The 21,926-nt window shown below is 68.9% G+C and carries 18 protein-coding genes; 5 read left to right on the top strand and 13 right to left on the bottom strand.

Annotation, left to right across the window (positions count from 1 at the left end; genetic code table 11):
- Window positions 1–19 precede the first annotated feature (19 nt).
- Window positions 20–1,141, top strand: a complete 1,122-nt coding sequence (locus tag BJEO58_RS09270; protein ID WP_101589193.1) for a glutamate--cysteine ligase — start codon at window positions 20–22, stop codon at window positions 1,139–1,141.
- A 24-nt stretch (window positions 1,142–1,165) separates the two neighbouring features.
- Here BJEO58_RS09270 and BJEO58_RS09275 read toward each other — a convergent pair whose 3' ends face one another.
- The 11 genes from BJEO58_RS09275 to BJEO58_RS09325 all read right to left on the bottom strand — a co-directional run bounded on the left by BJEO58_RS09275 (window position 1,166) and on the right by BJEO58_RS09325 (window position 14,939).
- Window positions 1,166–3,688, bottom strand: coding sequence for an HNH endonuclease signature motif containing protein (locus BJEO58_RS09275; protein WP_101589194.1), 2,523 nt, complete (start codon window positions 3,686–3,688; stop codon window positions 1,166–1,168).
- A 594-nt stretch (window positions 3,689–4,282) separates the two neighbouring features.
- Entirely contained in the window at window positions 4,283–4,837 is a 555-nt protein-coding gene (locus tag BJEO58_RS09280) for a glycosyl-4,4'-diaponeurosporenoate acyltransferase CrtO family protein (RefSeq protein WP_144573907.1), read from the bottom strand.
- A gap of 142 nt (window positions 4,838–4,979) precedes the next feature.
- Window positions 4,980–5,558: an NUDIX domain-containing protein gene (locus BJEO58_RS09285; RefSeq protein WP_101589196.1), complete on the bottom strand. Its 579-nt coding sequence runs from the start codon at window positions 5,556–5,558 to the stop codon at window positions 4,980–4,982.
- Window positions 5,545–6,675 carry a tRNA (adenosine(37)-N6)-threonylcarbamoyltransferase complex transferase subunit TsaD gene (tsaD, locus tag BJEO58_RS09290; RefSeq protein WP_101589197.1) on the bottom strand — a complete coding sequence of 377 codons (1,131 nt, stop codon included), beginning with the start codon at window positions 6,673–6,675 and terminating at the stop codon, window positions 5,545–5,547. Before tsaD ends, BJEO58_RS09285 begins: the two co-directional genes overlap by 14 nt.
- Complete coding sequence (locus BJEO58_RS09295; protein ID WP_101589198.1) at window positions 6,672–7,208, bottom strand: SRPBCC family protein; 537 nt, start codon at window positions 7,206–7,208, stop codon at window positions 6,672–6,674. Before BJEO58_RS09295 ends, tsaD begins: the two co-directional genes overlap by 4 nt.
- 44 nt (window positions 7,209–7,252) lie before the next feature.
- On the bottom strand, window positions 7,253–7,672 hold the full coding sequence (rimI, locus tag BJEO58_RS09300; protein WP_101589199.1) for a ribosomal protein S18-alanine N-acetyltransferase: 420 nt from the start codon (window positions 7,670–7,672) through the stop codon (window positions 7,253–7,255).
- Window positions 7,673–7,896: 224 nt separating this feature from the next.
- Window positions 7,897–8,616 (bottom strand): tRNA (adenosine(37)-N6)-threonylcarbamoyltransferase complex dimerization subunit type 1 TsaB, encoded by a 720-nt coding sequence (gene tsaB / locus BJEO58_RS09305; protein ID WP_101589200.1) that lies wholly within the window; start codon window positions 8,614–8,616, stop codon window positions 7,897–7,899.
- Entirely contained in the window at window positions 8,613–10,559 is a 1,947-nt protein-coding gene (gene alr / locus BJEO58_RS09310) for an alanine racemase (RefSeq protein WP_101589201.1), read from the bottom strand. Before alr ends, tsaB begins: the two co-directional genes overlap by 4 nt.
- Complete coding sequence (locus BJEO58_RS09315; RefSeq protein WP_101589202.1) at window positions 10,549–12,246, bottom strand: bifunctional ADP-dependent NAD(P)H-hydrate dehydratase/NAD(P)H-hydrate epimerase; 1,698 nt, start codon at window positions 12,244–12,246, stop codon at window positions 10,549–10,551. Before BJEO58_RS09315 ends, alr begins: the two co-directional genes overlap by 11 nt.
- 66 nt (window positions 12,247–12,312) lie before the next feature.
- On the bottom strand, window positions 12,313–13,545 hold the full coding sequence (locus tag BJEO58_RS09320; RefSeq protein WP_101589203.1) for a M20 metallopeptidase family protein: 1,233 nt from the start codon (window positions 13,543–13,545) through the stop codon (window positions 12,313–12,315).
- 47 nt (window positions 13,546–13,592) lie between these two features.
- The gene (locus BJEO58_RS09325) at window positions 13,593–14,939 is read right to left on the bottom strand and encodes an APC family permease (RefSeq protein WP_101589274.1); all 1,347 of its coding nucleotides are present in this window, start codon (window positions 14,937–14,939) and stop codon (window positions 13,593–13,595) included.
- A 156-nt stretch (window positions 14,940–15,095) separates the two neighbouring features.
- On the opposite strand from BJEO58_RS09325, the gene BJEO58_RS09330 reads away from it, so the two are divergent.
- Together BJEO58_RS09330 and BJEO58_RS09335 are read left to right on the top strand one after the other, a co-directional pair.
- Window positions 15,096–15,824: a TetR/AcrR family transcriptional regulator gene (locus tag BJEO58_RS09330; protein WP_101589204.1), complete on the top strand. Its 729-nt coding sequence runs from the start codon at window positions 15,096–15,098 to the stop codon at window positions 15,822–15,824.
- Window positions 15,821–17,224, top strand: a complete 1,404-nt coding sequence (locus BJEO58_RS09335; RefSeq protein WP_101589205.1) for a flavin monoamine oxidase family protein — start codon at window positions 15,821–15,823, stop codon at window positions 17,222–17,224. Before BJEO58_RS09330 ends, BJEO58_RS09335 begins: the two co-directional genes overlap by 4 nt.
- Here BJEO58_RS09335 and BJEO58_RS14800 read toward each other — a convergent pair.
- Window positions 17,205–18,101 carry a LysR family transcriptional regulator gene (locus BJEO58_RS14800; protein WP_180951895.1) on the bottom strand — a complete coding sequence of 299 codons (897 nt, stop codon included), beginning with the start codon at window positions 18,099–18,101 and terminating at the stop codon, window positions 17,205–17,207. The genes BJEO58_RS09335 and BJEO58_RS14800 overlap by 20 nt on opposite strands.
- Before the next feature lie 206 nt (window positions 18,102–18,307).
- On the opposite strand from BJEO58_RS14800, the gene BJEO58_RS09350 reads away from it, so the two are divergent.
- Entirely contained in the window at window positions 18,308–19,834 is a 1,527-nt protein-coding gene (locus BJEO58_RS09350; RefSeq protein WP_180951896.1) for an AbgT family transporter, read from the top strand.
- Window positions 19,835–19,879: 45 nt separating this feature from the next.
- A complete protein-coding gene (locus BJEO58_RS09355) occupies window positions 19,880–21,289 on the top strand; it encodes a M20 family metallopeptidase (protein ID WP_101589208.1) in 1,410 nt (469 codons plus the stop codon).
- Between the two features lie 76 nt (window positions 21,290–21,365).
- Here BJEO58_RS09355 and BJEO58_RS09360 read toward each other — a convergent pair whose 3' ends face one another.
- Window positions 21,366–21,893 carry a holo-ACP synthase gene (locus BJEO58_RS09360; RefSeq protein ID WP_101589209.1) on the bottom strand — a complete coding sequence of 176 codons (528 nt, stop codon included), beginning with the start codon at window positions 21,891–21,893 and terminating at the stop codon, window positions 21,366–21,368.
- Window positions 21,894–21,926: the final 33 nt, after the last annotated feature.

The raw sequence follows: 21,926 nt of genomic DNA on the forward strand, positions 1-21,926 counted from the left end.
GTGACTTAGGATTCGACGCATGGTTGATTTCGCACGGTCGGAGCGGTCGACGCTGGGCGTCGAATGGGAGCTCGGCCTCGTCGACCCCACGACGCTGGACCTCGTCCCCCGGGCGGGCGAGGTCCTCGACGCGATCGCGGACACGCCCCTGGCCAACCGAGTCGTCGGTGAGATGCTCACGAACACCATCGAGGTCGTCTCCGGTGTGCATGCTTCCGTGAGCGGTGTCGCCGGCGACCTCGAGGACGCGGTCGGGCAGCTGCGACCAGTGCTGGACGATCTGGGACTCGAGCTCCTGTGCGCCGGCACGCACCCGTTCGCGCTCTGGCACAACCAGGAGATCACCGGCCACGCCCGGTACGCCGAGCTCATCAACCGCACCCAGTGGTGGGGGCGCCACATGCTGATCTACGGCGTGCACACCCATGTGGGCATCGATGACCGCGACAAGGTGCTGCCGATCCTCGCGGCGCTCACCTGCTACGTCCCGCACCTCCAGGCGGCGGGTGCGACATCGCCGTTCTGGGAAGCGACGGACACCCACTACGCATCGAACCGCGCGATGATGTTCCAGCAGCTCCCGACCGCCGGGCTGCCCTACCTCTTCGACGACTGGTCGGGCTACGAGTCCTACATCGCGGATATGAAGAGGACCGGCGTCATCGACGAACTGACGGAGATCCGCTGGGATCTGCGACCCGCCCCGCATTGGGGCACCGTGGAGGTCCGTGTCTGCGACGGCCTGTCGACCCTGTCGGAGATCACTGCGGTCACGGCGTTCGTGCAGTGCTTGGTGGACGACTTCTCTGCTCGCCTGGACGTAGGCGAGACGCTGCCGACGATGCCGGACTGGTTCCACGTCGAGAACAAGTGGCGCGCTGCGCGGTACGGCATGGACGCGATCATCATCGAGGATGCTGCTGCGAACGAACGCCTGGTCACAGAGGTCATCGCGGACGAAGTCGAGCGCCTGCGCCCCGTCGCAGTGCGGCTGGGGTGTGTCGAGGAGCTCGAGCTGATGAACGGATTCGCCACGTGGGGAGCCGGGTACCAGCGTCAGAGGGCGCGGCTGGCCGAGACAGGTTCGCTCACGTCTGTCGCCGAGCTCCTGGTCTCCGAGTTCCGCGCCGGAAAGCCGTAGTCGTAGCCATAGCAGGGCGCGCCTTCAGAACGGCGGAGGATCGGCTTCGTCAGCTGTCGGACTGCGTGCGTGCGGCACGCTCCGAGGTTCTGCGCTCACTCTGCGGAACGAGGCCACCTTCCGACGAAGCTCCTCGCGCCACGGAGGCGACTCTTCCACCGGAGGGATCTGTCCGAAGGTCACCACCACATCGGGGACCCTGTCCGCAAGGCGGTCGTGCAGCTCCGTCGCGAGCCGGTCCGCGATGGCTGAGGCAGTGCGCGGCAGCTTCCCTGTGGACCGAGGCCCTCGCACCGCGTTCTCCCCTGGCTGCCAGATCTCGTCGTACGTGGCCGCGAGCTCTTCGATCTCGTCGCGTCTCGCCACCCGCCGTGCTCTCGATTCGAAGAGTGGGCTGTGAAGGCTGCTGGTCGCACCGCGCTCATGCTCGAAGATCGTCGTCGTCATGGGAATGATCGTCTGCATCGCGATGCTGGACTCGTTGTACTTCGGTGGAGGAGCTGACCGGGCACGCCTTGTCGAACGCGACCCGACCTCTGGCGGATCGTTGTCGGGCTGATCCTCCGGCTTATCCGCTTCCGATCGGCCCGCCTCCACCCGAAGCGCCTGCAGGTCCTGTCGTCGTCGCTCCACATCGGCCAGCATCATGGCCGCGAGGCGTTCGTCCCGACTCACCTTCTCATCCCGCCTGGCGACGTCGAGCGACTGTCTACCAAGACGTGCTTCCCACTCGTCCAGCCGCGCGCGCTCCTGCTCCGGCCACGCTTTCGCCCTCCGCCACTCTGCTTCGAGATCTGCGTACTGCCCTGAGCGTTCCGCGGCTTGCTCCGCGCAGCGGCGCTCCCGCATGGCCTCCTCCGCCAGAAGCTCCTGCCACGCCCCGGCGAGCACTGCATCGGCCGCATCCGCCCCCGTCAATGGATCCGTGACGACTCTTTCTCGGACGACGCGGCGAGCGTCCGCCCTTTCCGGAGACTCCTCCGGCGCGCATGCCGCACTGAGGATTCCTCCGTCATCCACCGAGGGAGCCACTGTCGTGTCGGTGGTGCCGACGGGCATGATCCATTCGATCTCATCCGCGGTGACCCGTCGCATTCGCAGGCGGCCTTCGGTCTTCGCCTGGTGGTGCCTCTTGCACAGCGGATGGAGGTTGGCTGGTTCCGTCCGACCTCCGAGCTCCGGCTCGTGATGGTTGAACGGTATACCGTGGTCGATCTCGCATTCGAGTGCTGGACGCGAGCAGCCTGGTGCCGTGCAGGTCTGCCATTTGCCTCGGACTGCGATCCTCGTAGCGCGGTCTGGTTCGTATTTCAGCGCCGTGTCGTCGAGGACTCTGCCCGTCGTGGGATCTGTGAGCATCCGATACCAGACGGTGGAGCTGGAGGCGACCATACGGGCCATATCCGCCGGAACGGGGGCCCCAGCGATCGTTCCGGGCCGATCATCCAGGCCCATGAGCGTGGTCATCGGCACCGTCACGACCACAGACGCGTGCTTGCGCAGAACGGACGCTTCATCAGAGAAGGCGATACCAACGCGGTACCGGGTCTTCGTGCCGTCCTCGTCGTCGATTTCCTCGAGCACCGTCTCAGTCCGCGGGGTGGCACCGGTGATCACGTCGAACATCATCTGCCGGATCTGCCGCTCATCTTTCACCGCCAGCGACCCGAGGGGCGGGAGTTCGTCCGCCGCGGTCATCGGTGTGATTGATTCCGGCACCGAGGCCGAACTCACGTCCGAAGCTGCGCTCCAGTCCGAAGGCGCGCCCGCAGCCGCAGTTGAGTCCGCAGCCGAACTCAAGCCTGAGTCCGAGCCCGAGTCCGAGTCCGAGCCTGAGCCTGAGCCTGAGTCTGAGGCTGGGTCTGGGTTCGAGTCGACTGTCTTGTCGATGGGAGTGACGTCCACGTTCGCGAACTGACGCTTCAACGCTGCGGCGGAGAGCGCATAGCCCTCCTGGAACCATGCGTGCACGAGTGGGGTGGGTCCCCGGATTGAGCCGACAGATTCCCCGTCAGGCAAGTCCTCCACCCATGCGGTCCGCCGCGAACGCACCTTCGCAGCGAGCACCGGCTTGTCCACCAGATCGGCCAAGAAGCGGCACACTCGACGGGTGAACTGCCCTAGTGAGTACCGAGGATCCAACCCGACGATGAACACATCAAGCGCACGCAGATGTGGAAGCGACAGGCTCTCGATCCGCCGTACGATGGCTTCCCACCGATTGAAACGCAGGCGCCCTTCAAGAATCGCGCTCAGCGTGAGCGGCACGCCGACGTACGCGGTGATCGCCTGCCCGACGCGCTTCCGCGCTGTGCCGGTGCGCGTATTCAAACGCGCGCTCAGGGTGGCTTCATGCTCCGTCGTGAGCAGATACTCCGCATGGGTCCCGAACGCTTCGTAGCTCTCAGCCAACTGCGCATACTGCTCTGAGGTGCAGTCATCCTCATCGGACTCACAGTCCTCGAAGAGGTTCTCCATCCTCTGGCGCGAAGATTCCTCCGCCCGCGCCAGGGAGAGCGCAGTCGTGGCGAGGTCGACGAGTTCCAAGCCGCGGAGTCGATCCAGCGCGACCGACCGGGACGAGAGCCGCTCCGCACACGACGCCGCAGCACCGGGCCGAGGTTCAGATCCATGCTCAGCACTTGCACTGGCACTGGCACTGGCACCAGCCTCAAAACTAGTCTCGACGCCAGCACCAGGTGATTTGTCGCCGGAGGCTCCTTCGCACGTGCTCCACGGCGAGACGATCGCGCTCCAGTCCAGGTACTCGAGGCCACCGAGTACCGGATGCCCTAAATCCAGCGTCTCATAGAGTGCGTCCACGCTCGCGATCGGAGGAATGGAGACAAGGGGCTCGACACGACGCTGGGCACCAGGGAAGGGCTCAGACCGGTCCGCACCTTCCGCCATGCCACTCACCCGCCTCACGCCTCGTTGCGTATCTGCAGTCGATCGACTTCGATCGAACTCATGTTCTATTCTAGGGCAGAACGGATGAGCGCACAAGAGTGTTCGAGTGAGTTCTTCATCGTGGGGTGTGGATTGCAAAGATCAGTGGCGGGGTCCTCACGGTGCTACGTGGCGGCTCGCTCTCGCAGTCGTCTCCGGCTGACGAACTACCAGCTCCACAGCGTCGATCGGCTAGCTCTTCCTTGAAAGCCTGTCCGCTACGGATTGAATGCGGGCGCGCAAGAGTCGCTGAAGCAGCGCCGGGTACAGGTGCAAGAGCAGTCCGAGTGCAACCAGCCAAGCAGCGCCTTGCCATGCCCCTGTCGATAGCACGCCGAGGGCCATAGCCACAGTGACGAGAATGCAGAGGCTGTGGCCGACCTCGGAGCGCCGCGTGTGCTGATCGAGCTCTTGCAACCCCTCTCGCGTGCCGTTGAATCCGCGTTCTTCTGCTATGACCCGGTTCCATCCGATGACGTCGAGCAACTTCCCGAACAACCGGACCCCCAGTGCTGGGTAAAGCCGCGACTCCCAGCGCCCGACCCACAGCCAACCCAGATTCGGAATCTGTACTCGGGGGCCGACGATCGCGGACACCCACGCCATGAGAACGAAATGAGTGACCAAGGCGAAGGAGAACCCCGCAGGCCCGATGAACAGCCACGCCGCTGCAATAGCTCCGGCGGCGAGTGCCGTCGCCAACGACGCGACCAGCAAGACACGCGCTGATTCGAGAGGTTGAGACACACTCCAAGGCTATCGGCACATGCCGAGGCTATAGACGCACGTCGAGGACAACACTGCGCCCAAGATGTCCGTCGCAGTCTGCACTGCGAATGCTCCGCCTGGGAGCACCCACGCAGAGCGCTCGCTCCGAGCCGCGGCTCTCTCAGCCCTCGAGCACGCCGCGCAGCGTCGGCCACGCCGCGGCGAAGCCGGGGTGGAGGCGATAATCCGTCACCTCGGAGAGCGGCACCCAGCGCAGCTCGACGCTCTCGATGTCGTTCACGTACTCCTCGAGGTGCGCGATCGTCCGCGCCACGACGGTCGTGTAGGACCACCCCTCCATGTCGACGACATGAGTGTGGATGATGCGGATATCGGCCCCGTCGAGCTGAGGGACTCCGGCCTCTTCGTGGCACTCGCGGATCGCGCCCGTCAGAGGCGTCTCGCCCGCGTCGATCGCACCACCCGGGATGCCCCAGGTGCCGCCGTGGGCCGACCATGCGACCCGATGCTGGAGCAGCACACCCCGGTCCGGATCGTGCAGCAGCAGTCCGGCCGCGCCGAACAGTCCCCAGAACCTGCCTTTCGGGGTCTCGACCCAGCCATCGCCGGCTCGACGACGAGCACGCAGGTGCTCACGAAGCTCCTGCGACAGCTCGCCCGTCGCACCCGGACCAGACGTTCCAGCAGGCACGGTGTCCTCCTCGGACGACCTCCCCCGCGCCTCCTCAGACGAGGACATCGTCCACCTCCAGTGACGACAGCACTCCGAATCCCAGACCCGAGGCCGCCCGCCCCCGCGCAGCGATCTCCGCTCCCAGCGCGGCCACCATGGCCCCGTTGTCCGTGCAGAGGTCCAGGGGAGGAACGCGGAGTGTCACGCCGGCGGCCTCGCACCGCTCAGCCAATCGGGCGCGCAGTCGCGCGTTCGCGGCGACCCCGCCGCCCAGCAGGACGTGGCGGATGCCTGTGTCCTCGCACGCCAGGAGGGTCTTCTTCACCAGCACGTCGACGACGGCCTCCTCGAACGAGGCGGCGATGTCCGCGAGCCGTGGTGCACCGGGCGAGGGCTCGCCCGCACCCGGGGCGTCGGTCGGCTGGGCGGACACGGCCGCCTCGGCTGCGGTGACGGTGCGCAGAGCGGCGGTCTTGAGGCCCGAGAACGAGAACGAGAACCGACGCTCCGGATCGCGGAGATCCGTCTTCGTCGAGAGTCCTCGCGGAAAGCGCACCGCAGCGGGGTCACCGGGGACGCCGCTTCCGTCGAGCAGACCGGCGGCGGCGCGGGAGATGCTGGGCCCGCCCGGGTAGTCGAGGCCCAGGAGGCGGGCCGTCTTGTCGAACGCCTCGCCGGCGGCGTCGTCGATGGTGGCGCCCAGCAGTTCGATGTCGTCGACGATGTCGCCGATGCGCAGGATCTCCGTGTGCCCTCCGGACACCAGCAGCGCGATGGTGGGCGTGTGCAGGCCCGGCGAATCGGGAGCGACGAGGTCCACTGCGACGTGCGCGGCGAGATGGTTGATGCCGTAGAGCGGCAGCCCCGTCGACGCGGCCAGCCCCTTCGCAGCCGCAGCGCCGACCATGAGGGCGCCGGACAGCCCCGGCCCTGCAGTGACGGCGAGCGCATCGAGGTCGTCCAGAGCCACGCCGGCATCCGCGAGCGCCTTCTCGATCATCGGGCCGATCGCCTGCACATGCGCGCGGGAGGCGACCTCCGGCACGACTCCGCCGAACCGCACGTGCTCGTCCATCGACGTCGCGACGGTGTTCGTGAGCAGAGTGCGGCCGCGGACGATGCCCACTCCGGTCTCATCGCACGACGTCTCGATGCCGAGGACCAGCGGTTCGGCACGGGTCATCCGATCTCCTCGGCCAGAGCCTCGTAGCGGGTCGTCATCTGAGATTCCGGCACGTCGTAGGCCCCCGGGCTGTCGGTGAGCGTCCCGGCGAGCAGCCGCAGATGCGTCTCCCACACAGGCCCCACCTGTGCAATCGCCTGGGAGAGGATGTCGTGGTCGATCCCCCGGTCCGCGATCGTATGGGCCAGGGTGATGCGGGTGCCCACGACCTCGGCATCGCTCGGGAGCGGCGTGAGGGTCAGTCCCAAGCGGCCGATGCCGTCGACCTCGAGGAGGACGTGGGCGTTGGCGGTGTCGTCCTCGGGTGCGGAGACGCTCAGGACATGCGCGGGCACCGGCTGGTCATCGAGCTCGAGGAGGATGTCCGCGGCGCCGGAGTCCGACTGGTAGCCGACGAACCAGTCCTCGAGCAGCTCGGAGCGGGTGAGATACGGCCACACCTGCGTGGGCGGCAGGGCGACCTGCGTGTCGAGGACGAGGTCGATGCCGTCTTCCCATTCGGTCACCGACGCGTGCACCAGATGTTCCGTCATGCCCTCATCCTATGCGCGGAGGTTGATCGGGCGAGAGGCCGGAGTCACAGGAACGCCCTCATGACGATCGCGTCCGCGCCCGCGTAGTAGTCAGGACGGCGGCCCAGCTCGTCGAAGCCGAACGACCGGTAGAGGCCGAGCGCCGCGCTGTTGTCCGCGGCCACGTCCAGGTGGAGGACCTCTGCGCCCGCATCCCGGGCGCTGTCCGCCGCGTGGCCCAGGAGCCGTCGCCCCAGGCCGCGTCCCTGCGCGGAGGGTGCGGTGCCGATCGTGAGGATGTCCGCCTGCGCGCCCGCCACGCTCACGCCCACGTAGCCGCACAGCCCGTCGCCGACCTCCACGGCGATCGTCATGCGCGCGACCGGAGACGCGAGCTGCGACCAGAAGAACTCCGGCGTCCAGGTGTCGGGACCGAAGAGGACCGTGTCGAGTTCGGCGACACGATCGATGTCCCACCAGCGCATCCGACGGAGTCGGGGCGCGGGGGGCAGCGGAGGTTCGGACCCGGGGCCGCGATGTGCGGCCGGGTCGGGGCTCGAGGCCGGATCAGGGTGCTTCACAGGGTTCTTCCGTCGATGGATCGCGAGGGGTGCGTGCGGGGGCACGAGGTGGAGTGCCAGGGGGCGAGGTGAGGCGGGTGAGCGCGGTCGGTTCCGTCCTCTCCTCGACCCTCTTCTCAGCCCTCTCCTCAGCTGAGGAGCGTCTCACGGCGTGCGCTGGGCTTCGCGTCGGGCTCGCGCAGGTAGAGCGGCTCGGTCCCCGGCAGTGCGCGCCCGCTGGACAGAGCCCGGTGTGCGAATCGCGCCAACCACGCGGCGGTGGGGTCGAGGGCGTTCGGATCCCCGTCCTCCGGGTCGCCGAGCACGTCACGGTACAGGACGAAGCCCCGCCCCACACGCCGTGCCGGACGACGCTCTGCGAGGTCCACGGGAAACAGCGCGGCAGGTCCGGACGCCGGCACGGGCAGACCTGCCTCGTCGAGGCCGCTGTACGTCGTCGCGTAGACCTCGCGGCGGCGGGCGTCTGTGGCGATGGTGACGGCGGCGGGGTCGGAGCCCGTGACCGCGGCGGGGTCGGTACTCGCGTCGGACGTGGCGGCGAACGCACGGAGCGCCAGCGCATCGTGGCTCACGACTCCGTGGACCGGTGCCCCCACCCCCAGTGCAGCGCCGATGCCTGCGGCGATCCCGGCACGCAGGCCGGTGAAGGGCCCCGGGCCGATGCCCACCACGACCGCATCCGGCACCAGGCCCTCCGCGCGGCCGTCGGCCAGCACCTCTGCAAGCGCGGGGCCGACGAACTCGACGTGGCGGCGGGCGGCGAACTCCGTCCGATCGGAGACGAGCCGCTCGCCCTCGACCAGCGCGACGGAAGCCGCCGCCGAGGTGTCGATCGCCAGAACGATCACGGGGCCTCCTCTGTGCTCGGGTCGCTGGTCGTACCCGCGTCCGCGCCACCGCTCAGGTGTGCGCGGAGCGTCGTGAGTCTACCGGTCCAGGTGTCCCCGTGGGCGGTGAGGACGACGGTGCGGAACTCGTCATCGGAGCCGTCCTCGTCCTGCTCATCCTGACTGTCATAGCCATAGCCGTAGCCATCGCCGTCTGCGGCGCCGCCCTCGGGTGCCGCACCCTCGTGATCCATGCCGCGCGCGGTGTCCGCATCGCTCACGCACACGGCATCGCCGAGGCTCACCACATCGCCCGAGCTTCCTCCGTCCCGCAGAGCCTCCGCACCCCGCAGAGTCTCCGCATCGCGCAGGATCTCCACGTCGAGGTGGCCGCCCAGGGTCTCCGCCATGCCGCGCCCCCATTCGACGACGGTGACCGATTCGTCGAGCCAGGCGTCGAGCCCCAGGTCGTCGAATTCGTCGGCACCTCCCAACCGATAGGCATCGGCGTGGATCAGCCCGGGCCCAGCGCCTCGCGGCGGGTGCTCTCGAGCGATGACGAACGTGGGCGACGACACCCGTCCGCGCACATCGAGCGACCGTGCGAGGAACTGCGTGAACGTCGTCTTGCCCGCCCCCAGGTTGCCGGTGAGGACGAGGACGTCGCCGGCACGGACCACCCGGCCGACGGCCTCGGCGAGATCGGCCATCGCCGCCCGGCCCGGAACGGTGAGGGTCACCGAGACGGGGTTCTGCGCCACGTCACCAGGCGCGCCCGCTCCGACACGGTCGACGCGAGGGCCGATGCGCGTGACGATCTCGTAGTTGATGGTGCCGGCCCATTCGCCCCATTCCTCGGCGCTCGGGCCGGTGAGGCCGTCGCCCAGGACAGTGACCGGGTCCCCCGTCTGGACGGGCGTCTCACCTGCATCGACGATCATCTGATCCATTGCGATGCGACCGACGACGGGCAGCCGGCGGCCGCGGATCGTGACCTCGGCGCGGCCGGACGCCGGCCGGGGGATGCCGTCCGCGTACCCGCCCGCCACCAGGGCGAAGCGCGTGGGCCGCTTCGTCGTGTACGTGAGCCCGTAGGAGGCGCCGTGGCCCGCCGGCACGTCCTTCACCGTGAGCACACGCGACGAGAGGGTCATGGCCGGGCGCAGACCCAGGTCCCGCGCGCTCACGTGCTCGAACGGACTGAGCCCGTAGAGGGACAGTCCTACCCGCACCGTGTCGCCGGGGACGTCGTCGTCGCCCAGCGCGCCGGGCGAGTTCGCGGTGTGCGTCGTCAGCCCCTCGGTCGAGGCGAAGCGGGCACCCGTGCCGGCGAGGAAATCCGCAAGGGCATCATGGAAGGACGCGAAGGCCTCCTTCTGCCGGTGGGTCGCCGGGTCCCCCGGGAGATCGGCGTTCGCCAGGTGGCTCATGAGGCCGACGATCTGCACATCCCCCGCCGGGGCTCCCGCAGATCCTGCGCCCGGTCCGCCGAGCTCCCCGAGGAGCTCGCTCAGCTGAGCGGGGCTGAAGCCGCCGCGCCCCAGCCCGGTGTCGACCTTGAGATGGACGCGGGCGACCTTCCCCGTGCGGCGAGCAGCCTCACCGGCACGGGCGAACCCGTCAGCGGTCGACAGCCCCACCTCGAACCCGCGCGCAAGAGCAGGGGCCAGATCCGTCGTATCGTCGTGCAGCCAGAACAGGAGGGTCGCCTCATCGCCGAACGGCAGGCCGGCGAGCTGCTCGTGCAGGTCAAGGGCCTCGGCGAGGGTGGCGACTCCGAACCGTCGGACGCCCGCGGCGAGCACGGCCGGCACCACGTGCGCCGCACCGTGGCCGTAGGCATCGCCCTTCACGATCGCCATGAGGGTGCGCTCGCCGATCCGCTCGCGGATCGCGGCCACGTTCTGCGCCAGCGCGTCTGCGTCGATGAGCGCGCGCAGGATCGAAGGAGCCTCAGCGTGCATGCGTGTCTCCTCTTCCCGTCCCCGTCGGACCGACGTGCTCGATCTCTGCAAGCTCCGCCGCGATGGCCTCGACGATCCCCGAGGCACTGCGTGCGAAGCGACCCGCACGATTGTGCAGTATGACGGCGAGGGCCGCCAAAGCCGCGGCGCTGCCGGCGGGGTCGTCCGTCGGATCCGGACGCAGTCCGGTCGCCAGCGCGGCGCCCACCAGTCCGGCGAGCACGTCGCCGCTGCCGGCCGTCGCGAGTCCCGGCGGTCCCGGCGTGGGGGCCCACAGGCGGCCGTCCGGTGCGGCGATGAGGGTGCGATGGCCCTTGAGCAGGACGACGGCACCGGTGAGTCCTGCCGCGCGGCGGGCCCACCGGACGGGATCGGACTCCACGTCCCCGCGGTCCAGATCGGCTGCCTCATCATCGATGCGGGTGAGCAGTTCCGTGAGCTCGCCCGCATGCGGAGTGAGCACCGTGCACGACGGCAGCGGCGAAGTCGCGACCGACAGCAGCGCCGGCAGCAGGGCGAGCGCACCGGCATCGAGCACGAGCGGTGTCCCCGTGCCGATCGCCTCACTGAGGAACTCCATCATGTCGTGGGGTTCGGGAGCGCCCGATCCCATCGTCCACGCCTGGACCCGACCGGGGGTGGTCACGACCTCCGGTGCGCGGGCCACGACCGCATCCTGCACCGTCCCCGCACCCTGCACCCTCAGCATGCCGACCCCGGCGTGCACCGCCGCGAGGCTGGTGAGCACCCCGGCTCCCGGGAACTGCCGGGATCCCGCGATCACCCCCAGCACGCCTCGCGTGTACTTGTGGTCGTGGGGGCCCGGGCGGGGCCAGTCGCGCAGGTCGACGTCGTCGACGACCCACACCTCCGGGCCCGAGGCCGCCTCGCTCTCCCGGGACGGCTGGCCTTCGAGGGATGGCCAGCCGTCGAGGGGTGGCCCCCCGTCCTCGGAGGGATGAAGGTCCAGGCCGAGGTCGACGTATTCGATGCGACCGCTCACCTCGGCTCCACCGGGCAGGTGGAGGCCCGCCTTCCTCGCGCCGAACGTCACCGTGACGTCTGCGCGCACGTGGACGTCTCCGCACTCCCCCGTCGTGGCATCGACGCCGGTGGGGACGTCGACCGCGACGACGATCTGCGAGGCGCCGTGGGAGGTGGACCGCTGCCCGGTGTTCGCCTGCTGGACCGACCGTCGGCGGGCCGCGGCCTGCCACGCGTGGATGAGGGTGCTCAGAGGAGGATCGAGGCGCGGTCGGGCGCCTGTGCCCAGCAGACCGTCGAGGACGAGGTCGGCTTCGGCGGCGAGACCAGCGGCCTCGGCGGCGGTGGCCTCGGCGGCGGTTTCGACGTCGGCAGCGGAATCGAGGAACAGCGCACCGGCTCGACGCGCGGCTCGGCGGCCTTCCGCATGAAGGCGTCCCAGGGGTGCGGAGACGGTGACATGAGCACCGCGGTGCGCGAGGTTCGCGGCGGCGAGCAGCGCGTCACCGCCGTTGCTGCCGGGGCCCGCGAAGACGACGATGCGGGCACCGGTGATCCGGCCGCGGGCACTCCTCAGCTCGCGGCGGCAGACGGTGGCGAGCCCGGCCGCGGCAGTGCGCATGAGGGACTCGCCTCGGCCGGCGTCGAGGAGCGGCTGTTCGGCGGCACGGACCGCGGCGGCGCTGTAGGCGGGGACGGGCATGCACTCAGACTAGTACCGGGCGCAGGCCAGTACCGGGCGCAGGGCCGCAGAGACGTCACGAGGGCCTCAGGTGTGCGCGTCCGCGACCTTCCGGTCCAGTTCCCTGTGGAGCCTGCGGGCAGCGAGATGGGCCAGGAACAGAGAGTGGTCCCCCAGCCCCTCGTCGCCATGGCGGGCGCGCGGCGAGTGGTTGACCTCCTGGGCCGCGGCATCGACGCCCGGCATCGCCGCGCCCAGGTGGCCGTACGATCCGGGCACCTGCTGGAGGACTCGGGAGAAGTCCTCTGACCCGGCCCTGGGGTGCGCGACCCGGTGCACACGGTCCTCGCCGAACAGCTCTGCGAACGTCTCGAGATAGAAGCGGGCCTCTGTGTCATCGTTGACCGTCGCCGGCAGGAGGGTCTCGAACTCGATGTCCGCGCCCAGACCGTGTGCGGCGAGGAATGACTGCGCGACTCGGGGCAGCTCCGCCTCCGCCCGGGCTGTGGCCTCCGGGGAGAACGTCCGGACGCTCATCGAGAGGTCCGCCGCCTCGGGGATGATGTTCGGCGCTGTCCCTCCGTGGAACATGCCCACGGTGAGGACGACCGAATCGAAGATGTTGAACCGACGGGTGATGTACTCCTGGAGCTGGCCGATGAGAGCGGCGCCGGCCTCGATGGGGTCGAGTGCGTTCTCCGGACGCGCCGCATGCCCGCCTCGGCCGCGGACCGTCACATCGAAGCGCGAGTAGGCCGCCATGTACGGCCCCGACCGCGTGTGCACGTGCCCGGGCTCCTGATCTGCTGACACGTGCACGCCGTAGGCGCCCACGAGGGGCACCCCCGCTGCGTCGACCACGCCCTCGTCGATCATCCTCCCCGCACCGTCGCAGCCCTCCTCCCCCGGCTGGAACATGAAGACCACGTCACCGGGGAGCTGGGCGCGGTGCGCGTGGAGGAGGTGGACGGCGCCGATCAGTCCGGCCGTGTGGAGGTCGTGGCCGCACGCGTGCATCGCGCCGTTGTCGGAGGCGAAGTCGAACCCCGTCTCCTCATCGATCGGCAGGGCGTCCATGTCGCCGCGCAGGAGCACTCCCGAGCCCGTCTCCTCGCGCCTGCCGCCGCGCAGCACGACGACGATCGAGCTGAGTCCGGCTCCCGTCGTGGTCTCCACAGCGAGTCCCTCCAGCGCGTCGAGGACCGTGCGCTGGGTGCGCGGCAGGTCCAGGCCGACCTCTGGGTGCTGGTGGAGGGAGCGCCGGATCTGCTGGAGCTGAGGCAGGAGGGCGTCGGACTCCGCAGGGGTCGGGAGGGTCATGTCCTCAAGCTATCGATGCACGCCCTATCGACGCACGCCGCGGGCGCTCACTCCAGGTGCATGCGTGGAACGGGCCGCCGGAAGGCCCGTGTGGTCCACAGCAGATAGACCATCCCCAGCGCGATCCACCCGATGCCCAGCAGCACGGTGTGTGGTGCGAGGCTCGTCCACAGCCACACGGTGAGGAGGAAGCCGATGCTCGGGATGACTCCGTACGCGAGGATCGCTCCGACATCGCGCCTCTTCTCCCGCACGAGGAACACGCTCACCACACTCACATTCACGACGCTGAATGCGGTGAGGGCTCCGAAGCTCACGATGGAGGCCACGAAATCGACGTCGGCGAACACCGCGGAGATCGACACGACCGCGACGACGAGGATCGCCCCGACGGGTGTGCGGAAGCGCTCTGACAGTGAGCCGAACACTTTCGTCGGCAGGACCCCGTCTCGGCCCATGGCAAAGAGGATGCGGGCGACCGACGCCTGCGATGCGAGCGCGGATCCCAGCGCACCAGTCACATAGGCCGCAAGGAAGAGGGCCGTGAGGACTTCTCCGCCCAGCCGCCCCAGCATCGACAGCGCCGCCACGTCCGCACCGCTACCCGTCACCACGTCCGGGGATGCCATGTGCGCGAACCAGGAGATCGTGACGAAGAAGAATCCGCCGATCACCGTCGTGAGGATGACGGCGATCGGGATGGAGCGCGTGGGCCTCTTCGCCTCCTCCGCCATCGTGGAGATCGCGTCGAAGCCCAGGAACGACAGGCAGAGGACCGCGGATCCCGCGACGACGGCGGGCAGGCTGAAGTCGGACCGCAGGAACGGGTCCAGCGGTCCTGTGTCCGGATCGAACGCACGGGAGGCGAAGACGAAGAAGACGAGGAAGAAGACGATCTGCAGGACGACGAGCACAACGTTCGCACTCTTCACCACCGTGATCCCGATGACGTTGAGTGCGGTGACGAGCACGAGTGCCACCATGCTGAAGACCCACGCCGGGATCTGTGGGAACCGCTCCGACAGATAGAGACCGATGAGCAGGTAGTTGAGCATCGGGAGCAGGATGTAGTCGATCATCACCGTCCACCCGGTGAGGAACCCTGCGCCACCGCCCAGTCCTTCGCGGGCATAGGCGTAGGCCGAGCCTGCGGTGCGGACGCGTCGGCCCAGGAACGCGTAGCTGCAGGCGGTGAAGAGCATCGCCGCCAGCGTGATGATGTAGGCGCTCGCGAGGAATCCGCCCGTCACCTCATTCACGATGCCGTAGGTCGTGAACACCGTCATCGGGACCATGTAGGCGAGGCCGAAGAAGATCAGGGTCGGTACTCCCATCGACCGCACGAGGCCTCGGGGAGCGGACTGGTGGTCGGGTCTGGGTCCGGGTGCCGTCATCGCGTGCGCCTCCTCGTCGAGTGTCCGCGGCTTCGTGGTGGTCGTCGCTGACCGATGCGCTCTCCGGTCGCGTCTCTTGACACGTCCGGCGACCCACGGGATATTGACCATGCGGTCAATACCATTGCCGACACACAGTAAGCGGGGTCACATCCGATGTCAACGAGGACGGAACCGGAGACAGAGCCGGAGTCTGCGACGGGGACCGGGGGCGGGAAGCGGCGCAGGCTGTCCGCCGTCCAGCGTCGTGCGGCGATCCATGCCGCGGCGCAGGAGCTCGCGCTGACGGACGGACTGCAGAACGTCACCCACCGCAGCATTGCGGGGCACTTGGGGATCACACACACCCTCGTCGTCCACCACGCGGCGGACATGGGCGAACTCCGGTCGCACGCCTGCGAGGCGCTGCTGCGCGAGGAGTTCGAGTCCTGTGCAGCACTCGCCGCTCGGCACTCCTCTGCGGTCAGGCAGCTGTCGGCCCTCATCGACACCCTGAGTCGCACCGGCCGCGAGGACCATTCGAGTGTGTGGCTCGACGGCTGGAGCATCGGCCGCAGGGACCCCCGGATGGCGCACACCATACGATCCGCGATGGACACGTGGCAGGAGTTCATCGCCGCGATCCTCGCCGAGGGCGCGTCCCGCGAAGAGTTCAGCGTCGACGATCCGCAGGCTGCGGCGTGGGAGTTCATCGCGCTGCTCGACGGGCTCAACGCGCACACCCTGGTCGCCTACGGCGATCCCGCTGACTATCCTGCACGCCTCGCGGCACCGCTCGCCGCACGGCTCTCACTCCCCACCGGAGCCCTCACCAGCCCCAGCAGCCTCACCGTCCCAGCCACTCCGACCACCACCGCCCCCACCCGGCCCGAGGAGACACCATGACACCCCTTCACGCCACCGCCAGCGACCTCACCTGCGACGTCGTCGTCGTGGGCGCGGGCATCGCCGGACTCACCGCGGCGGAACGACTGGTCGGGGCCGGGCTCGACGTCCGCGTCGTCGAAGCCCGCGACCGCGTGGGCGGGCGGACCGAGGGAGGCGAGTTCGCCTCGGGCACGGTCATCGAACTGGGCGGTCAGTGGGTGGGCCCCACTCAGGACGAAGTGCTCGCACTGGCAGCTCGGCTGGGCCTCGAGACCTTCACGGTCTACGACGAGGGCGCCTCACTGCTGTTCGCCGACGGAGGGCGCACGGAGGGCGAGGACGACGCCTTCGGACTGGGCGGGGAGGCCGCGAGGGCATTCGCGGACCTCGTCGAGCTCATCGACCGCACTGCGGCCACGATCGACCGGGAGGCGCCCTGGGATTCTGCTGACGCAGTGCACCTGGACCGGATGACCGCGGCCCAGTGGCTCGACGTCCACTGCGGCCATGCGGACGCGCGTGCCTTCATGGACACCATGCTCGCGTCGATCCTCGCGGCGGACGCGGATGAGTACTCTGCGCTCCACCTGCTCTTCTACCTGGGCTCGGGCGGCGGTCTTCATCGCATGATGCTCACGATCGGAGGAGCACAGGAGTCACGCGTGCGCGGGGGCACCCACCAGCTGTCGGAGAGGCTCGCGGAGGCCCTGGGCGATCGGGTGCTGCTGGACGAGGAGGTCCTGCGGATCAGCGGCTGGGACGCCGAGGTCGCCGCGGTGACGACCTCGCACCGCACCCTGCGCTGCGACCGCGTCGTCGTCGCGGTGCCTCCGACGATGGCGACGCGCATGTCGTATGACCCGCCGCTGCCGGCCGGCCGCGACATCGCGCAGTCGCACATGATGCCGGGCAGCGTGCTCAAGTTCCAGATCGAGTATCCGCGCCCGTTCTGGCGTGAGGAGGGACTGAGCGGAACGGTGATGAGCCTTGATCACGGCGTGTCACTCGTCTACGACAACTGTGTTCCGGACTCCGACGCGGGCATCCTCGTCGCGTTCGTCGAGGGCGCCCACGCGCGCGCCCTCCACACGCTGGACGACCAGGAGCGGGACCGGCGCGTGATCGACGACCTCACAGCGTTCTTCGGCGATGCCGCCGCCCGCCCCACCGAGGTGCTGCAGCGGAACTGGTCGGAGGAGCAGTACACGCGCGGCTGCTACGGCGGTCGGTTCGCCACCGGGCTGTGGACGACGGTGGGCGCTCACCTCGCCGCGCCGTGCGGGCTGATCCACTGGGCCGGGGCGGAGACCGCCGCAGTGTGGAACGGGTACATCGACGGCGCGATCCGCTCGGGTCAGCGGGTCGCCGCCGAGGTCGCGGCACTGTCACCGGCCGCCCCTACCACCTCATACCGCTGATGAGCAGATCGAGGAACTCCGACTGCGCGGCGTCCAGGTCGCCCGGAAGAGGGGAGTGGATCTGGGCGCTTCTCTGAAGCAGCTCCGGTTCAGCGAACGGCACCGCGGTGAGGGACGGGTCATCGACGACCCCGCCACCCAGCATCGAGCGGAAGATCAGCCCACCGCCCGCCCGGACGAAGTCGAGCAGGATCGAGCTGCGATCCGCTTCGACGACCGGGTCCAGTCGGAGCCCGCGCTTCGCCGCAGCGTCCGACAGCAGATCGCGCTGGGAGCTCTGCCCGCTCAGGAGACCGTAGGGGTGCTCCAGCGCCTCCGCGAGCGAGAGGTCGCGCCGGTCCGCGAGCACATGGTCATGCGCCATGACCGCGACCATCGGCAGCTGTTCCGTGTACTCGACCCGCACACCATCGGGGAGCCCCGTGACGAAGCAGGCGCCGATATCGACGTGCGCGTCCCGGACGAGGCGCACAGCCTGTTCGCTCGAGCACGAGACGACCTCGACCCGCGCTTCCGGGTGCACGCGGGCGAAGGCGACGATCACCTGCGCGATGAGCGGACCCGCGAAGCCGTCGGAGCAGGCGACCCTGATCCGCCGCACATCGTTCTCCTCCTGCGCGAGGTCAGCCAGCAGGCGCTTCCCCTCGACCTCTGAGCGGCGCACCGAGGCGAGCAGGCGGAAGCCCTGCGTCGTGAGTTCGACCCCTCGCCCGTGACGGATGAAGAGCGGGACCCCCAGCGACCTCTCGAGCTTCACGATCTGCCGACTGACCGCCGAACTGGCCACGCGCAGACGACGAGCCGCCTCATTGACGGAACCGGCGGCCGCAGTCACACGAAAGTACTGCAGCTCGACCGGAAGAAGCGTCGTACTCACATCCCGTCCTTTCGCATCGTTGCCTTCACGGCAACGGTACAGTGCCTGATCGGACGTGGCGGAGACCACACATGGACACCGGTCATGGCGTACGTTCCTCTGGAAGAGCGTGGTGCGTGAGGCCTCATCGTCGACGTCCCCACTCCGCCCCCGCACAGCCGTCGATGCTCATGCGCATCGCGGCAACGATCCCAGGAGAACCACCCGTGGACGCAGACACGACCTCACGGCCGACCAGACGCCGGACCCGCTTCCTCGATCTCATCGAATGGATCGGCAACAAGCTGCCGGAACCGATGATCATCTTCCTGTGGCTCATCGGCATCATCGTGGTCGGCTCTGCGGCACTCGCCGCTGCCGGAGTGTCTGTGACACACCCCGACAGCGGGGAGAACGTGCCGGTCCAGAGCCTGCTGAGCGGTGACGGCCTTCAGTTCATCCTCGAGAACACCGTGTCGAACTTCGTCGGCTTCGCACCCGTGGGCACGGTCCTCACGATCATGCTGGGGATCGGGCTGGCCGACAAGATCGGGCTGCTGGAGGCCCTGATCCGCGCCGTCATGCTCAACATCCCCCTCTGGCTCCTGCCGTACGCGGTGTTCTTCATCGCGAACGCCGCGATCATCGCGGCCGACGCGGCGTTCCTCATCGTGCCCCCGCTGGCCGCGATCGTCTACCGCACTCTGGGCCGCAACCCCCTCGTCGGGATCGTGTCCGCGTTCGCCGGATCCTCGAGCGGCTACGGTTCGGGGCTGGTCATCACATCGATCGACCCCATCCTCGCGGGCCTCTCGACTGAAGCCGTCACGATCATCGGCGGCACGCTCGAGGTCACCGCCGTCGACAACTACTACTTCATGGTCGTCGCCGCGATCGTCTGCACACTGGTCGGCGGGTCCGTCACGCGGTGGATCGTGGAGCCCAGGTTCGGCACGTACGAAGGGCAGCACACGGCCACAGCAGAACCTCTCCGCGCGGAGGAGAAGCGCGGGCTGGTCGCAGCCGGCGCAGCGGCCGTCGCCTTCATCGTTCTGATCGCCACGGTCGCCCTCCTCCCGGGTTCACCGATGCAGAACGACGCGGGCGGGCTCGTCCCCTCACCACTGCTGAGCGGAGTCGTCCCCGTCCTCCTCGTCTTCTTCACGCTCACAGCCCTCGCCTACGGTGCGGGAGCACGGAAGATCTCGCGGGGACGAGACGTCGTCGACCACTTCGCGGAGGCGGTGGGCAGCATGCGCCACTTCCTCGTCGTCATCTTCTTCATCAGCCAGTTCAGCGCATACTTCACCTGGTCGAACATCGGACTGTGGGTGTCCGTCAACGGCGCCGAAGCCCTCATCGCGATGAATGCGTCCGGAATCGGTCTGCTGGTCGGCGTGGTGGCCGTCTCCGCGCTCATCACCCTGCTCATCACGAGCGGCACCGGGCTCTGGGCGATCCTTGCCCCGATCTTCGTGCCGATGTTCATGCAGCTGGGCTTCCACCCTGCCGCAGTCCAGATGGCGTATCGGATCGGCGACTCGTCAACCTCCATGGTCACGCCCCTCATGCCGTACATGATCGTGATCCTGGGATTCATGCGCGAATGGGACCCCCGGCAGGGGCTGGGGAACCTGATATCCGCGACACTCCCCTACGCCATCGGCGTCTTCGTCGCGCAGACCGGACTCCTCCTCGTCTTCTACTGGGCAGGACTGCCGCTGGGCCCGGGCGTGGGCTTCCATCTCGAGTGACATTCCGCAGCCCCATCCGATTCCACCCGACCGAAAGGACCACTGATGGCAGAGACAACGGCATCCTCCGTCGCAGCGCGGGACGAGGCGATAGCCGCCTCGCAGCGACGCGTCGACTCGGGTCAGCTGTTCGCTGAGCTCCGCACACGCGTCGCACGGCGCACGGTGAGCACGGACCCTGATCTCGTGCAGGAGATCGAGGACTACTACAGCGAGGACATCGGGCCGGCCGTGGAGCAGATGGGCTTCGCCTGGCAGCGATACGACAACCCGGTCTCCCCCGGGCACCCGTTCGTCATCGCCGACCGCACAGAGGAGGACGCCGCATTCACCGTGCTCCTGTACGGGCACGCGGATGTCCAGCCTCCGCAGACCGACCAGTGGCGGGAGGGCCTGGACCCGTGGACCCTCACAGTCGACGGCGACCGCTGGTACGGCCGCGGATCCGCGGACAACAAGGCCCAGCACACGATCAATCTCGCAGCACTCGAGGAAGTGATCCGTCTGAGCGACGGGCACCTCGGATTCAGTGTGCGAGTGCTCTTCGAATCCGGCGAGGAGGCGGGATCGCCGGGTCTGTCCGAGTTCTGTGCCTCACACCGGGACGAGCTGGCTGCCGACGTCTTCATCGCGTCGGACGGACCGCGGATCTCCGCCGCCACCCCGACTGTGTTCCTGGGGTCCCGCGGCACGACGCTGCTGAGACTCACTGTCGACGAACGGGACCGTTCACATCACTCGGGGAACTGGGGCGGTGTGCTGTCCAACGCGGGAACGATCCTGGCGCACGCGCTGTCGTCGCTGGTCGATGCGCAGGGACGGATACTCGTCGAGGAGCTGCGCCCCACCGGGATCGATGATGCGGTCCGCCGCGCCACGGACCTCTTGAGCGTGGGTACGGACCCCGGAGACCCGTCGTTGACGGACGACTGGGGCGAGCCCGGTCTCACACCGGCGGAGCGGCTCTTCGCGTGGAACACGCTCGAGATCCTCGACTTCCTCTGCGGAGACCCCTACCAGCCCGTCGGCGCCATCCCCGGAACGGCCCACGCCGACCTGCAGCTCCGCTACGTGGTGGGGTCGACCACCCCCGGGTCCGTCGTCTCCGCTGTCCGCGCCCACCTCGCCGCCGCGGACCTCGACCGCGTCGCGGTGGAGTCTCGCGGAGACATGGCCGCCACCCGGCTGCACCCGGACGACCCGTGGGTGCGCTTCGCGATGGAATCGATCGAGCAGACGACCGGCGGAGTGCCCGCGCTGGTGCCGAATCTCGCCGGCACGATCCCGAACGGCGCATTCGCAGACGTCCTCGGGCTGCCGACCGTGTGGATCCCCCACTCGTACCCCGGATGTGCACAGCACGCGCCGAACGAACATGTGCTCGGCCCGCTGGTCCGCGAATCAATGCAGATGATGGCCGGGCTGTTCTGGGATCTGCGCTCGCACCGGCCCTGAGAGGCGACAGCGAGCACGCCCAGTCTCCTCGACCCCGTCAGACTCGAGGACGACCCGTCACAGAGCCCGCGTCCACCTACCGCGGAGCCCGCCGCGCAGCCTCGCGCTCAGCCCGGCGGGCCTCCCGGGACGCGCGGGCCATCGTGCGGAACCGCTCGAGCTCCGCGAGCGCCTCGGGCGAGCCCGGGAGGAGGGGCGCAGGCTGGTCGACCGGCGGCACGATCGTCGCACCGTCGCCCTCGACCACGACGAACGTGACCGTCCGGCCCGCGTCGTGGGTGATCGACAGGTGGACGGTCTCGCCGCCCTTCTGCCGGAAGTGCTCGAGCACCCAGCCGGTCAGCCGGAAGCTGGGGGCACCGGAGAACGCGGAGACGACCTCGGCCTCCTGCCACGGGATGATCTGCGGCAGCTGGAGTGCCTTGACCAGCGCCTCCTTCGCGGAGAACCGCGCCGCCAAGGACTCCGCGGACCTGCGCTCGCCGTTCTTCCTCAGCTGCTCGGCAGGGGTGAGGAGCCGGTCCAGCAGCTCCGGGACCCGCTCGATGTGCTCTGCGAACCGCGGCACGTCCGCGATGTCCACGCCTACTCCGATGATCGCCATGTCACCGACGGTAGCCGATCGCTCGACGGCAGC

Source organism: Brevibacterium jeotgali (assembly GCF_900169175.1).
GTDB classification, from domain to species: Bacteria; Actinomycetota; Actinomycetes; order Actinomycetales; family Brevibacteriaceae; genus Brevibacterium; species Brevibacterium jeotgali.

What these genes read in the sequence shown, in the direction of transcription:
- tsaD (WP_101589197.1), bottom strand. Translation starts at nt 6,675, where the DNA reads ATGACCCGTGCCGAACCGCTGGTCCTCGGCATCGAGACGTCGTGCGAT.
- BJEO58_RS09335 (WP_101589205.1), top strand. Translation starts at nt 15,821, where the DNA reads ATGACACCCCTTCACGCCACCGCCAGCGACCTCACCTGCGACGTCGTC.
- BJEO58_RS09315 (WP_101589202.1), bottom strand. Translation starts at nt 12,246, where the DNA reads ATGCCCGTCCCCGCCTACAGCGCCGCCGCGGTCCGTGCCGCCGAACAG.
- BJEO58_RS09285 (WP_101589196.1), bottom strand. Translation starts at nt 5,558, where the DNA reads ATGTCCTCGTCTGAGGAGGCGCGGGGGAGGTCGTCCGAGGAGGACACC.
- BJEO58_RS09330 (WP_101589204.1), top strand. Translation starts at nt 15,096, where the DNA reads ATGTCAACGAGGACGGAACCGGAGACAGAGCCGGAGTCTGCGACGGGG.
- BJEO58_RS09270 (WP_101589193.1), top strand. Translation starts at nt 20, where the DNA reads ATGGTTGATTTCGCACGGTCGGAGCGGTCGACGCTGGGCGTCGAATGG.
- BJEO58_RS09320 (WP_101589203.1), bottom strand. Translation starts at nt 13,545, where the DNA reads ATGACCCTCCCGACCCCTGCGGAGTCCGACGCCCTCCTGCCTCAGCTC.
- BJEO58_RS09325 (WP_101589274.1), bottom strand. Translation starts at nt 14,939, where the DNA reads ATGACGGCACCCGGACCCAGACCCGACCACCAGTCCGCTCCCCGAGGC.
- alr (WP_101589201.1), bottom strand. Translation starts at nt 10,559, where the DNA reads ATGCACGCTGAGGCTCCTTCGATCCTGCGCGCGCTCATCGACGCAGAC.
- rimI (WP_101589199.1), bottom strand. Translation starts at nt 7,672, where the DNA reads ATGCGCTGGTGGGACATCGATCGTGTCGCCGAACTCGACACGGTCCTC.
- BJEO58_RS09360 (WP_101589209.1), bottom strand. Translation starts at nt 21,893, where the DNA reads ATGGCGATCATCGGAGTAGGCGTGGACATCGCGGACGTGCCGCGGTTC.
- BJEO58_RS09295 (WP_101589198.1), bottom strand. Translation starts at nt 7,208, where the DNA reads ATGACGGAACATCTGGTGCACGCGTCGGTGACCGAATGGGAAGACGGC.
- BJEO58_RS09355 (WP_101589208.1), top strand. Translation starts at nt 19,880, where the DNA reads ATGGCAGAGACAACGGCATCCTCCGTCGCAGCGCGGGACGAGGCGATA.